Origin of the sequence: Chitinibacter bivalviorum (assembly GCF_013403565.1) — a bacterium.
GTDB classification, from domain to species: domain Bacteria; phylum Pseudomonadota; class Gammaproteobacteria; order Burkholderiales; family Chitinibacteraceae; genus Chitinibacter; species Chitinibacter bivalviorum.
On the sequence record NZ_CP058627.1, the window covers coordinates 2,546,140 to 2,559,383 of the forward strand.

13 protein-coding genes are annotated in these 13,244 nt (G+C 50.4%); 4 read left to right on the top strand and 9 right to left on the bottom strand.

Features of this window, described 5'->3' with window-relative positions; translation table 11 throughout:
• The first annotated feature begins 277 nt into the window (after window positions 1–277).
• Window positions 278–913, top strand: coding sequence for a hypothetical protein (locus HQ393_RS12090; protein ID WP_179355419.1), 636 nt, complete (start codon window positions 278–280; stop codon window positions 911–913).
• Between the two features lie 93 nt (window positions 914–1,006).
• On the opposite strand, the gene HQ393_RS12095 is transcribed toward HQ393_RS12090, so the two are convergent.
• The 5 genes from HQ393_RS12095 to argH all read right to left on the bottom strand — a co-directional run bounded on the left by HQ393_RS12095 (window position 1,007) and on the right by argH (window position 6,946).
• The gene (locus tag HQ393_RS12095) at window positions 1,007–2,047 is read right to left on the bottom strand and encodes an oxidoreductase (protein ID WP_179355420.1); all 1,041 of its coding nucleotides are present in this window, start codon (window positions 2,045–2,047) and stop codon (window positions 1,007–1,009) included.
• Between the two features lie 246 nt (window positions 2,048–2,293).
• Window positions 2,294–2,647, bottom strand: coding sequence for a YkgJ family cysteine cluster protein (locus HQ393_RS12100; RefSeq protein ID WP_179355421.1), 354 nt, complete (start codon window positions 2,645–2,647; stop codon window positions 2,294–2,296).
• A complete protein-coding gene (locus HQ393_RS12105; RefSeq protein ID WP_179355422.1) occupies window positions 2,647–3,102 on the bottom strand; it encodes a GNAT family N-acetyltransferase in 456 nt (151 codons plus the stop codon). The genes HQ393_RS12100 and HQ393_RS12105 overlap by 1 nt, the downstream gene beginning before the upstream one ends.
• 83 nt (window positions 3,103–3,185) lie before the next feature.
• Window positions 3,186–5,414: an ATP-binding protein gene (locus tag HQ393_RS12110; RefSeq protein WP_179355423.1), complete on the bottom strand. Its 2,229-nt coding sequence runs from the start codon at window positions 5,412–5,414 to the stop codon at window positions 3,186–3,188.
• A gap of 134 nt (window positions 5,415–5,548) precedes the next feature.
• Complete coding sequence (argH, locus tag HQ393_RS12115; RefSeq protein ID WP_179355424.1) at window positions 5,549–6,946, bottom strand: argininosuccinate lyase; 1,398 nt, start codon at window positions 6,944–6,946, stop codon at window positions 5,549–5,551.
• 498 nt (window positions 6,947–7,444) lie between these two features.
• On the opposite strand from argH, the gene HQ393_RS12120 reads away from it, so the two are divergent.
• Window positions 7,445–7,987 carry a DUF924 family protein gene (locus HQ393_RS12120; RefSeq protein WP_179355425.1) on the top strand — a complete coding sequence of 181 codons (543 nt, stop codon included), beginning with the start codon at window positions 7,445–7,447 and terminating at the stop codon, window positions 7,985–7,987.
• A 31-nt stretch (window positions 7,988–8,018) separates the two neighbouring features.
• Here the strand turns inward: HQ393_RS12120 and HQ393_RS12125 are convergent, their stop codons facing one another.
• From HQ393_RS12125 to HQ393_RS12135, 3 genes are all read right to left on the bottom strand, one after another.
• Entirely contained in the window at window positions 8,019–8,357 is a 339-nt protein-coding gene (locus HQ393_RS12125; protein ID WP_179355426.1) for a hypothetical protein, read from the bottom strand.
• Between the two features lie 54 nt (window positions 8,358–8,411).
• Window positions 8,412–8,741 (bottom strand): hypothetical protein, encoded by a 330-nt coding sequence (locus tag HQ393_RS12130; protein WP_179355427.1) that lies wholly within the window; start codon window positions 8,739–8,741, stop codon window positions 8,412–8,414.
• A gap of 106 nt (window positions 8,742–8,847) precedes the next feature.
• Entirely contained in the window at window positions 8,848–9,525 is a 678-nt protein-coding gene (locus HQ393_RS12135) for a Crp/Fnr family transcriptional regulator (protein WP_179355428.1), read from the bottom strand.
• Window positions 9,526–9,828: 303 nt separating this feature from the next.
• Here HQ393_RS12135 and HQ393_RS12140 point away from each other — a divergent pair, with 303 nt between their 5' ends.
• A complete protein-coding gene (locus HQ393_RS12140; protein ID WP_218871151.1) occupies window positions 9,829–10,137 on the top strand; it encodes a helix-turn-helix transcriptional regulator in 309 nt (102 codons plus the stop codon).
• 210 nt (window positions 10,138–10,347) lie between these two features.
• Here the strand turns inward: HQ393_RS12140 and HQ393_RS12145 are convergent, their stop codons facing one another.
• Window positions 10,348–11,253: a hypothetical protein gene (locus tag HQ393_RS12145; protein WP_179355429.1), complete on the bottom strand. Its 906-nt coding sequence runs from the start codon at window positions 11,251–11,253 to the stop codon at window positions 10,348–10,350.
• A 1,027-nt stretch (window positions 11,254–12,280) separates the two neighbouring features.
• Between HQ393_RS12145 and HQ393_RS12150 the strand changes: the two genes are divergently transcribed.
• Complete coding sequence (locus tag HQ393_RS12150; protein ID WP_179355430.1) at window positions 12,281–13,192, top strand: hypothetical protein; 912 nt, start codon at window positions 12,281–12,283, stop codon at window positions 13,190–13,192.
• Window positions 13,193–13,244: the final 52 nt, after the last annotated feature.

Sequence of the window (13,244 nt, forward strand, 5' to 3'; positions counted from 1 at the left end):
GCGCTGCAAATCGCGCGGCAATCTTTGCCACGCGGGGTGTTTTTAATCGCGCAGGCTAGCCTCAAGCCGCTAAATAGCCGCAAAAATCCAAATGACAAGCAGGCCAATCTCAATCGCTTTACTTAGATTTACCTGTCTTTACATCTAGCAGGGATAAATTGCCCGCCAGTTGGCCGATGTTTTGCTAAGTGCGGATTGAAATTGCGGTGTTCAATCATTTCATATCGATTTGCACTGGATTTCACCCCAATTTAATCCATCACGAGGAGTATTAATCATGTCGATCAGCAGTGTATCGAGCACGAGCTGGCTTAGCCAATTGAGCCAAACCAGCGCAACGAGCAGTACGACCAACTCGGTCAGCGCCAACCGACCGCCTGCGCCGCCACCCGGTGGGCATCATGGCGGCGGCAAATTAATGTCTGCCATCAGCAGTACCCTCAGCGAACTCGGATTAACCACGACATCCAGCAGCGAAACGAGCAGCACAACGAGCACCGACACCACGAGCAGCGATACCAGTCAGGCCTTAAGCTCATTGATGCAAAACCTGATGGGCGCGCTGCGCTCACAAAGTAGCGAGACCCAAAGCGCTCGCAATGATCGCGACCAAGACGACGGCCCCGCTGCCACTGGCGCCAGCCAAGGCCCGGGCAAAGGTCGGCCCAATATCGCCGCGGATTTGCAAAGCCTGCTACAAAAACTGAGCAACTCGTCCAACGCCAGCACCGACTCCAGCAGCAGTAGCGACTCCAGCAGCGCTATATCCGATTTGGAAAGTAGTTTTAAGCAATTGGTGACGAGCTTGGGCGGCGATAGCAGCAAAACGACGCTGAGCGACTTTTTGACTAAGTTAGCCAGTAAATTGCCCGAGATGGGCAGCAAGGGCAATGTCGTTCAAACCCAGGTTTAAGTGAGAAAAAAGCCACTCCACCTAGCATTCCGAGTGGCTTTTAACACATCACGATGTCAGGATCTCGGCGCTCAATGCGCCAAACTTCTGGCATTAGATCACTGCGATCTTGCGGCCTTCTGCGGCACTTTGGCGGGCAAGATCGAGAATGCGCATGACATTGCAGGCCTCACTCGCGGGCACTGGATTCGGCCCCAACCCCAAAATGGCATCGCGGATTTTGGCGTAATAGCCCGCATAATCACCTTGCCCCAAAGGCAATGACTCGCTGCTGATTGCATCATTGAACGAGTGATACACGGTCGCTTCGCGCTGATCCACGCCCCATTGTGCACGATCTGGTCGTAAACCCGCTTTTAACCAGCCCTCTTGCAAATCCAGCCCCGAAACACTGTAGGCCGCTTGCGTACCTTGCGCCAGAAAACGCGGTGTTCCGCCATGTACCAGCGTACTGGCCGCCAAGACGGCGCGCATGGTTTTGTAATGCAAGATGACATTGAAATCATCAACGGCTTTGGCGCCATCACGGCGCAGCACTAAATCAGCGCTCACCGCCTCAGGCATGCCAAATAGTTGCAATGCCTGATCAATTAAATGCGGACCAAGGTCGTACCATAGCCCCGCCCCAACAACATCATCCTCGCGCCAGCGCTGGCGCACATCGGGGCGGAAACGATCAAAACGCGAAGTAAATTCAACGACACGACCCAGTGTGCCCGCGGCAATGGTTTGCGATAAATGCAAAAAGTCGCTATCCCAGCGGCGATTGTGAAATACCGACAAGAGCTTGCCCGCTTCTTCGGCGCGTTGCACCAGATCATCCGCTTCGCGTAGATCAAGCGTAAATGGTTTATCGATCACCACATGCTTGCCCGCTGCCAGTGCGGCACGCGCCAATGGATAGTGGGTATCGTTGGGGGTAGCAATCACGACCAAATCAAGGCCGGGATGGGTAATCAGGCGATCAGGCTCGGTCTTCACCACAATATCCGGCCAATCGGCAATCACATCGGCCGGACGTGAGCTGGCAATGGCGGTGAGTTGCAGGCCTTGGGTTGCATCAATTAATGGTGCATGCAAGGTTTTAGCCGCATAGCCGTATGCAATTAATCCCACCCGTAACAATTGATCCACTGATTTATTCCCTGATTGCATTTGAGACGAATTTATAACTGTTTTTTAATTCAGTGTCAGTACAGTATTTTCTCGATAGGGAATGAAACCGCGTGTTTATTGAGCAAACCATGGAATAAACTGAATTAATTGCAATTCATTAATTTAATATTACAGCGATTAATAATTAAGCTTGTTTCAAACAAAAACATCAGACAGTGTATTGAAAGAAAAACCACCGCACCGCAAATTATTCAATTGTCATTGTTAAACCAGCACCTGCCGCACTTCAATAAAGAATTTTTGAATCTGGGCGTCAATTCGAGGATCAATCATGACCTCCGGTGCACGGCCGTGCGGACAAGGCAAGCGGGGCGTCGTGCCAAAAAGGCGGCAAATAATCGGGCGCTCGGCATAAACCGTGCAGCCTTTTGCTCCAAGATGAGGGCACAGATACTCAGCCAGTGCTGCCGCGCGCTCGGCCTTGGTTTTGCTCGGTAAGCGCGAGATTTCTTCGCTTGAGGTTAATACCGGCCCACAGCAATCATGACAACCTTCGACGCAAGCAAAGCTGGGGATGCGCGAACGAAAATAACGAATTTGATCCCGCTGTTCAAACATTATGGGTTCGCCGTGCGCAGCATATCGACATGAGCAATACCATCTTCATCGTATTCGGCGGAAACGGTGACAAAGCCATGCTGGGCATAAAAGCGCTGCAAATGCGCTTGCGCGCCGATCCGATTGGCCATCTTAGGGTATTGCTCTTCAAAACCAATCAATGCTTGCTCCATCAAGATATGCCCCACCCCGGTACCTCGGGCACTAGGCGCACTAATTACGCGTCCCAGCGACGGCTCGGCAAATTTAAGCCCCGGTGGCACCAAGCGCAAACAGGCGACAATCTGCTCATCATGCCAACCCAGTAAATGGGTAGAAACCAGATCAAGATCATCAATATCTGGGTAGGCGCAGGCTTGCTCCACCACAAAAACCTCCTGTCGTAAGCGCAAATACTTAAATAGCGTTAGAGAATCAAAATCGCCAAAGTGATACCAACGCCACTGAATATGCATAAACTCAACTCAAACCATCGACAGGAATAAGCACCATTTTACCGCTGATCTGCGTTGGCGATACGCTTTACTCGCGTACCGGCTCATTTCTCGGCAGGGCTGCTGACCCGCTCTGGCGCGCACAGCGGTAAAGTCAGCGTAAATTCAGACCCCCGCCCGACCTGACTCTGCACTTCGATACGTCCGCCCAAGACCGAGTGGACGATGTTGTAGACAATATTGAGCCCCAAGCCTGATCCACCCTGACCCAATTTGGTGGTAAAAAACGGCTCAAAGATATGATCCAGATGCTCGGGGCGGATGCCTACACCATTGTCACTGACTATAAGCCTTAGCGTCTGCTCATCGATTAAACGCGCAGTAATCATCACCAAGCCCGCGTTTTTTTCGGCAAACGCATGTGTTTCAGCATTGGCAATCAAGTTATTTAACACCTGCACCAAGGCGCCGGGAAAGCTATCGAGTTTCAATCCTTGCGGGATATCCGATTGCAAGCGATTAGCCCCATACAACACGCCCATGGTTTGCATGACTTGCAACACCAATTCAGCCAGATCAAACTCGCGGCGCAGATCGCTGGTTTGATCGACCGCGACCTGCTTAAAGCTGCTGACCAATTGAGCCGCCTGCTCAAGATTGCGCATCAAAATCTGCAAGCCTTGCTCGGTGACATTCACATAATCGGCCAACACGGTTTTGCGTAGCGTCTGGGCGGTAATTTGCTCAGCCAATTCGCGGTTTTTCTCCTGCAAGGTTGAGCCCATCGTCACGCTCACGCCAATAGGCGTATTGAGCTCATGCGCCACCCCTGCCACCAAAGAGCCCAAGGCGGCCATTTTTTCAGACTCGACCAGCATTTTTTGCGTGGTTTTCAACTGCATAATGGTTTGTTGCAAAACATCATTTGCTTCAACCAGCTCGCGGGTGCGTTGGGCGACGGTTTGCTCCAGATGCTCGGAATGCCCTTCCACCTCAGTTAAATACGTAGCCCGTTCTTGTGCAGTTTCAGCGACTTGGCTAAAGGATGGCTGCCAAGCTTTGGGCACTTTTGGCGTTTTTGCCTGCGGGTCGCCCTGCAAACGGTGCAGAAAATCGACCAGACGCAGTGCGGGTAAAGCAAAGAAGTAGGAAATCGCCCAAGCTGCCGCGATCAGCAACATCAGCAAACCCAGCAACACAAAAGGCGTCCCCGCCACTTGCTTCGCTTTAGCCTGCTCAAGCTCCAGCTCGGAAAAGTACACCAGCAAATGCCACTGACTGCCTTGCAGTGGCAAGACCAGCCAATGCCATTGCCCATTGGTTTGTAGCGATTTTTTCTTCGCCAGCATACTGGCCAACGGGATTTGCGTCAGTTGCGCGGGCAGTACATTACTGCTTTTCAGGATATCCTTACTTTCGATCACCTGCCCCGCATCGTCGGCCAACACATGCCCGAGCGAATCAACAACCAAAGCATGGCCAAGGTAATTCATATCCACCTTCAGCGTTTCGGCAAACATTCGCAGCGTAACATCTGTTCCCAGCACCCCGACGAATTCATCCTGCACATATTGTGGGCGCAATAAACTCACCATTGCGCCTTTGCCACCCGCATCGTAATAGGGTGTCGTCCAGCGATTTTCGCGCTGCGGATTTCGATTGGGCGACATCATTTGCACTGGCCGTGTACCGCCCGCATCAAAGACTACTTTCAACATGGCATCGACCGATTGCGTGCCCGTCGCTTGTTGCAGCTCTTTTTCGGCAATAAACGGGTAAATGCTGGAGAAATCTTCACGAGGCGAATAGAAATACGACCATTGGAAATAAGGGTGAGCCTGATGAGCGGCATGCATCGCAGGAAACAGCGCCATAGCGGCGGCGATTTCTTTCCCCAGATGAGGCTGCGTCAGTGCTGATGAGGCGACAAACAACTCACCAAAACGCTCGCGCCACCATGGATCAAGTTGCGAGCCCAGCAATCCCCCTGAGCCAGTCCGGCGCACGCCATACTGCGCTAGATGTTTCCACGTGCCCTCATCCAAGCCCAATTCCGGTCGCATCATGGTGTCGCTCAATTGCAAACTAAGGCGTTGTAAATGACTGGTCGCCACATTAATGACTTGTTCAAACGCCAATTGTTGCTGCAGCGCATGCGACTCGACCGATGCGAGTAAACGCGACTCCTCGACCGCCTCTACATGGCTTTTATACATCCACAATGCGGCCAACACGGGCACCACGACCGCAACCAGAAATAACAGAAAATGCCGCCGCAAACGGCGTAATTGCAGCTTGGTATTTTGCGTTGTATTGCCATCGATCCAGTCCATTCAGATTCTCCTGAACCCAACATTCCCTAGCAATATAGCTGCCGCAATCCACTTTCACATCAGAGACTTAAATTCAAATGGCAATAAAAAACCCCGGCACGCGGTCGGGGTTGTTGGCGGGTGACGAGTGATACTTACCCGCCAATGCGCTCACGCCATTTCGCCACTTGCACCAGCACTTGGAAAGGTGCTGTACCACCAATGTGATTGCGGGCGTCGAGCGAGCCTTGCAGCGTCAACACCGATTGCACGTCATCTTCGATCAATGATGAGAATGATTTGAGCTCAACCAGCGTTAAATCAGCCAGATCTTTTTTCTTGCTTTCCGCATAACGCACGGCCAAAGCCACGGCTTCGTGCGCATCGCGGAATGGCAGGCCACGTTTCACCAAATAATCGGCCAAGTCAGTCGCAGTGGCAAAACCTTGCTTGGCGGCGCGCTCCATCGCCTCTGGCTTGACGGTAATACCGCGCATCATGTCGGCGTAGATACGCAGCGTATCGGTCAAGGTATCAACGGTGTCAAATAGGCCTTCTTTATCTTCCTGATTGTCTTTGTTGTAGGCCAGCGGCTGGCCCTTCATCAGCGTGAGCAAAGCCACCAGATGGCCATTCACGCGACCGGTTTTACCGCGCACCAATTCTGGCACGTCTGGGTTTTTCTTTTGCGGCATGATGGAAGAGCCGGTACAGAAACGATCGGCAATATCAATAAAGCCGTAACGTGGACTCATCCATAGGATCAGCTCTTCTGACAAACGCGACAAATGCGTCATGATCAGCGAGCCAGCAGCAGTAAATTCAATCGCGAAGTCGCGATCAGACACTGCATCGAGCGAGTTTTCGCAAATCGCTTCAAAACCAAGCAATTTGGCAGTGATGGTGCGATCAATCGGGAAAGTCGTCCCCGCCAGCGCTGCCGAGCCCAAAGGCATGCGGTTCACCCGTTTGCGGGTATCGGCCAAACGCTCGGCATCACGGCCCAACATTTCGACGTAGGCCAGCATATGGTGGCCAAAGGTCACTGGCTGCGCCACTTGCAAATGCGTAAAGCCGGGCATCACAGTGCTGGCATTTTTTTCAGCCAAATCTACCAGTGAATGCTGCAAATCGCGCACCAAACCAAGCAAGACATCAATCGCGCCCCGCAAATACAGGCGAATATCAGTTGCCACTTGGTCATTGCGTGAACGGCCGGTGTGCAGACGTTTGCCCGCATCGCCGATTTTATCGGTCAGGCGACGTTCGATGTTCATGTGTACGTCTTCGAGATCCAGACTCCACTCGAAACGACCCGCGCGAATATCATCGAGAATGTCAGCCATGCCGCCTTGGATGGCGCGCAAGTCTTCATCCGACAAGACGCCCACTTGGTTCAGCATGCCGGCGTGCGCCAGCGAGCCCTGAATGTCTACTTCCGCCATGCGGTTATCAAAAAACACCGAAGCGGTATAACGTTTAACCAGCTCGGAAACTGGTTCATTAAAACGGCCCGACCAAGCTTTATTGCTTGGTGTTGCGGAATCAGACATTGCAAAGCTTCCTGAAAAAATAGGGGAAATCAGCAAGGATTATACGGTCTAGACAGCAAAGCTGCACCTGCATTCCGACTAGCATCGACTTTCAGCGCCAGCGCAGGGCGTAGATTGCGCATGAAAAAACACTACCCAGCTGAAAAACACCGCGGCATATTCGCTGGGGGCTCAGACTTGCAACATGCCCAACAGCATTTGGCCAGCGGCAGTGCAATCGAGCGAGCGCAAATACATTACTGGGTATAAGGCCAAGAGCATTACCAATGAACAATTATAAGAATATACCCATCAATGCACAATAACTACGGTCAGCAGGCGCACCCGACTCAAGAGCAACGCGCGACCCATAGTCCGCAAACACACGCCCAACTCAAGACCAGATGAGCCGATTGTCACCCGCAGCCATCCATGCACTGGCGGCTGGCAGTTTATGCGTACGCCCAGTCACTTTCTGAGCTTAAATGAATCAATCTATCCCGCACAAAGAGCTTTGCCATGCCCGCCTACGAGACCGTTCTAAATTTTTGGTTTGAAGAAATTGAGCCCGCCAAATGGTGGGTAAAAGATCCGCAATTTGATCAACTGATCGTCGAACGCTTTGCCCAAACCCACGCCAGCGCGATTCGCTGCGAATTATTTGAATGGCGCGAATCCGCGCATGGGCGATTAGCCGAAATCATTGTGCTCGACCAATTCTCTCGCAATATGTTTCGCGACACAGCCGAGTCCTTTGCCTACGATGCATTGGCACTGGCCTTAGCCCAGGAAGCCATCAGTGCTGGCGCTGGCGATTTGCTGAGCCCGGTGGAGCGCAGCTTTTTATACCTGCCGTTTATGCACAGCGAGTCGCTACTGATCCATGAAATCGCCGTCGGGCTGTATCTCGAAAATGGCATCGAAAGTAATTTGAATTTTGAGCTCAAACACAAAGCCATTATCGAGCAATTTAATCGCTATCCACATCGCAACGCGATTTTGGGCCGCTCCTCAACACCGGAAGAGCTGGCGTTTTTACAGCAGCCCGGCTCAGGCTTTTGATTGCACGGGGCAAGCGCCGCAGCGCGAACGCTTAATTAAAAAATCGGCGCCACTCGGAGGCTTTCACCAGTTGTCGACAGTGATTGCGGTCCAGTCGACGGCCTAGATAACGGCCACGTTCATACGCCAAATTTCGTGCCGCAATGGCATCTAGCTTGCGGCGTGATGACATGTCGTCGACTTCCTTAAAGGCCCGCAAACGCGCCATTTTATAACGGCCTTCACGACCATCATCGTGCTCCGCGCAGTATTTCATGGCCCCCGCAAAGGCGCCGATGCGATGCGCATCTTGACGGCTATCTGCCCAGGTCGGGCTCGCCATTAACATCAAGGCGGTCAGCGCAAAGACGGTGATTTGAATCCATTTCATAGCGTTAATCCATTTCATAGCGTTAATCCATTTCATAGCGTTACTCCGAATTGATTAGTTCCAGCGATCTTTGCGTATCTCACGACGAATCTCACGTCGTGCTTCACGCCGTTCGCTACGAACCTCACGTTCGGCCTTACGCTTGGCAGCACGCACTTCACGCGCACCTTCACGAATCGCCTGGCGACGCTCCCATGGGTTATCCGCCGAGTAATAATCGCGCGCGGCTTCGCGGCGCTCTGCCGCCACTTCACGCGCACCGTCAATTTTGGCCTTGCTCACTTCACGGATACCATCGCGATAAGCGTCGTGCACGCTTGCCTGAGATGTAACGGTTGCGATACTGAAAATGCCTGCGATCAATCCGATCAATAGTCGAGACATAATGAACTCCTCAATTACCGAGCCAAAAGGCAATGGAGGCCATCATAAGGAAGGAAACGTAAGGATTGAATCGCTTGTGCGTTTTCGCACAAGCGCTTTGAGGGGCTCAAAATTCGCGTGGCAAAGGCTGCAAGATCTTAAAAATACCGCGTTCATCTTGCTCCAGATAACCGCCACTGCGCAGTTGAGCCAGCATCCGATTGACCATCTCGCGCGATAAACCAATGCGCGCAGCAAGCTCTTGCTGGCTCAGGGCCAAGCCACTTTGTTGATGCTCATTTCGGGCACGACGATCGAGCTGAATCAGCAAACGCCGCAAGCGGTGATAACCATTTGATTGCGCCAATAAATTGATCGTATTGACTAAATGAAAGACGCCTTGCGCCAGCTCGCGAGCGACGGCTTCCCATGCCGCGGGATAGGCTGCCAGCGCTTCGGATAAGGCCGATAAAGGCAATTGCAGATAATGGGCGTCTTCTTGCACCGTTAATTGAACTTGGGCGGCATTAGGCATCTGCAATGCATGCAGCCCCGCCACGGAGCCAGCCGCCATATGCCCATATAAAAAGAAACGCCCTGCCGCCTGCGTATTGGAAGTCGCGACCACAATGCCAGAGGAGATAAACAATATATCGTCGATACGCTGACCTTCCTCCCAAAGTACCGTGCCTGCCGTTGCGTCATGTTCATGACCAACAGCCAATAGCTTTTCCCGCTCTGCGACTGGAAAAGCCTGTAGCAATGGGAATAACAGCGGTAACAGGGAATCAATATTCGGAGTCATACCAGAGATGGTACTACGAGAGATGTGCGATAGAAACGAAAAAAGGGTTCCAGCTAAAAAGCTGGAACCCTTATATTCTTGGTGCCGACGGCAGGAATCGAACTCGCGACCCCCTGATTACAAGTCCAAAATCCAGACCTGAAATCACGCGACAAAACCAATAAATTCAACGGTTTGCCATACCCTGCTTTACCTCATCTTACCCTAATTTCACCAAATTGCTGCAGCAAAAATGCAGCAAAGAAATATTGGCCAAACTTGGGGTAACAGCAAGGAACATAGCGCTATACTCTAGGCAGTCATGTGACTGCAAACATGACTTATCCAGATATGGACCGCCTCATCGACATCAAAGAGCTGAGCGAAACAATCAGCTTGGCAGAGCAGACTATCTACAACAGATTCAACAAGGGTGGCGATTTACCGCCAGCAATTAAATTGGGACGCAGTTTGCGCTGGCGTGAAAGCGACGTTGCGGCCTGGATAGCCAGTAAACAGCCGGCAATAGAACCAAAGCCACTTCACACAGCTCCACCGAAAAGGCGGCGGGGCCGTCCTTCTAAACTTTCGCAAGTGCCGTACCAGCAACACAAAGACTCTGAGTTGCTCTGACAGCATATGTGAAAAGCCGCAGCCAGGGAGTGCCGCCGAAGGTTAGAGCACCGCTCCCCCTATCCAAAAAATACATACTTTTAGGGATTGGTTATCAGCGAAGGCTTTACCCGACCCTAGCTGTGTAACACCCTACAAATTGCAGGTGTGACTGAAAGGTCCCCGCCACGCTTTAGACGCAAAGCTGAAAAACAGCGAGAGAAGCCACGTTTAGTATTGGTTACTTATGCGTTTAAGTAGGCGGGCTGTTTCAATAGAAATCAGTTTTGGATAAATAATGACAGTCCTTTCCCTATCCCCTTCAAACAATGAGTTCAAATAATATTCATTTATTAATATATTGTGCTCTTCACTTAGTTCATTATACGAGACATTTCTTATAAAATCTTGCTCGCCATTTCCGAAACTCCCAAAAAAATGAGAATCTATTCTTGAAAGCCATTTATCGGAGGACTGTCTATTTCCGTCAAAAAGGCAGTCAGTATACTCCCCGTACAGCATATTCAATGTATTAATATATTGAGATGCCTGCATAGGCTTTCCTTTGCAAAATAGAGCAATTGACTCTTGCAAATAATATTTTTCGATGTGCACTGATACCGATGCTGACCTATCACCTTCAAAAAGTGCATTATTTAGTTGAATTGATTTGCTATTTACCTGATGAACTAAAGAGTTGTAATGACTATTACCTATCTGTAGCTTCAGCGACTCCTCTTTTGCAATCTGTTCTGCTTCATTTATTAGCAAATTTGCAAGTTTATCTAATTCATTTCTTACATACGCAGCTTCATCAGTCACCCTTATTAAACTCTCAAGCCACAGACCAACAAGCAGTAGAGAAAAACAGCTAATCTGGTCAAAATTTCTATGTTTTTTTGACTCGAGATAAAAGCCATTAGCCGCCTCAATAAAACCTTCCCTTCCCCAATTCCTTATTTTACCCTCTAAATCAATTCTCATAGTTACATAATTAGCAACTATCTTTGAGAGCATATCTTCTGGAATTTTAGATAGTACATCTTTCGATTCTTTGTATTGATTGAGTAGTCTGTTTCCGCTAGACACTTCATCAACAGCAAACGCCGCCTTTTTAATCCCATCAAAAATACCCATTTTGGTACTCGCTATAGTTGCTGTTCCAGCTTAACAAATTTACGTTGCCATGAATGGCCAGAAAATCGTGCTGATAAACAAGAAAAATATAAAAGATAACCCTGTTTGCGGCCTAAGCATCCAGCTTCTTTTTTTCGCAATGTTTCTGCTGTTAAATATTTTCATGGTTTTATAAAAACCAACTAAAAGATATATGGCAATAACTATTTCCATGGTTATCCTGTTTACTGAACAAAGATAGTTTGATGCAAGAGCTCACGAAGCGGTTTCAGATTACACATTTTAAGAAAACCAACCTACATCTTAGAATAGCAACCTTTCGAACATCTTTGATTGGTATTCATTGGGTAAGCCAACCATCTTAGCGCTTAGTTCTACAACTAACCGACACCTTATTATCCCCGCTCAAATAAGCTGACGCAAAACTTAGTCGGTCCATGTGGCGATAGAAGCAAATCTATTAGTTATCGCCAAGTACGCACGTTGTTGCTTGCCGTAGGTCGATGCCAGCCGAAGATAAAACAAACATCACCAAGCCTGCATACATGACAAAACAGCGTCGCGAGGATAGGCAGTTAACACTCCGAAGGAGCGCGCAGGGCGTTCAGCCCGTAGCAGCCGGCCACGCCCCAGCGGGGACGGTGTGGGGGAGCCGCCAAGGGACAAAAGCAGCGTCCAGCTGCTTTTGAGTCCACCCCAGTGGACGACCGTTGGTGGGGGCGGAGCCATCCCCCCGACCAAGGTCGGGAAACCGCGTTGCGCGGGCGTTGCAGGGCCCCGGGCAGTTGCGCAGCAAATGGCAGGGTGAGCAACGAGTCCGACAGGACCACGACCAGCGGGAGTGCCGCAGCAAGGCGGTTTCCCGAACTTGTGAGGGGGGACCGGTGAGGCTGCCGCCCTAGCGGCAGAATTTTGGGTAGGGCGTCCAGCCCGTTAGCCAAAATGTCCTCATAAGCAAGGGGATTTATCCCCGCGCAGCAGGCCGCAGGCCTGCGAAGTGAAAGGTCGGAACGCTTTCGGGGGCTAGATGTTTTTGATGTTTGCACACTGCAAACATCGGCACAAACATCGAATCATGCTAACCCTCCTGAGCTATACGACGTATCACTCCCAGCGGAAAATCACTATGGCAATCAACAAACAGCATCAAGGTGAAATCAATCGCCTTCGCGTATTACTTTATGTTTCGAAAGTGGGCTATGCGAGTCTCAAGCAAATTGCACGCGCTATCTGGCAACGCACAGATGCCAGTGCTTTAGTAATGACGGGCCGGACACTTAAATGGCTAACGGAAGAAAAATACATCGTCACTCGTCGCGACACGATTAAGTCAGAGCTGCTGGTGACGCTAACAAAAAAAGCTGTTAGATGGCTGACCGAGCGTGACTTCACGCTTCCCGATCATTGGAAGCACGCTCGGGATTGGCTTCGCAATGCGTACCCTCATCGAACCGCGTGCAATAGCGTGCATGCCTGCTTTTACACAGGTAACTATGACAGTCCCGGAGTTTGGAGTGAGCTAGAAATCGGTGCACGCGCCTCCCCTATTTTTCAGCAAACATACGAAAAACAGGAAAACGCCTTTGTCCTCAAAGAAGTTCACTGCAAGATTCCAGATGTCATCGCAGAATCAACGACAGGATTCGAATGGATTGAAGTCGAGAATTGCAGTCGCAGCGAAGCAGACTTCGAAAAACTCATTCTGGCCATGCGAGCAATGCGATTTGCAAAAGATAGGCAAATTTCAAACGTACATTGCATTATCGCCAGTACCGCAGCCGAACGATTTAGCACACGCCTAAAGGCCTATCTAGTGGATGGGTTGGGCGCGTTTAGTCCAGAACAGCAACAGCTAAATCAGCAATTACTCAAGGAGCAATTTATTAAGATTTCACGGCTCAATCACACCGACATAAGCCTCGAAGCACTGCCATTTTAAGAACTACCAACATAAAACCCCAGTTGTGACTGGGGTTTTAACGACATCAGCG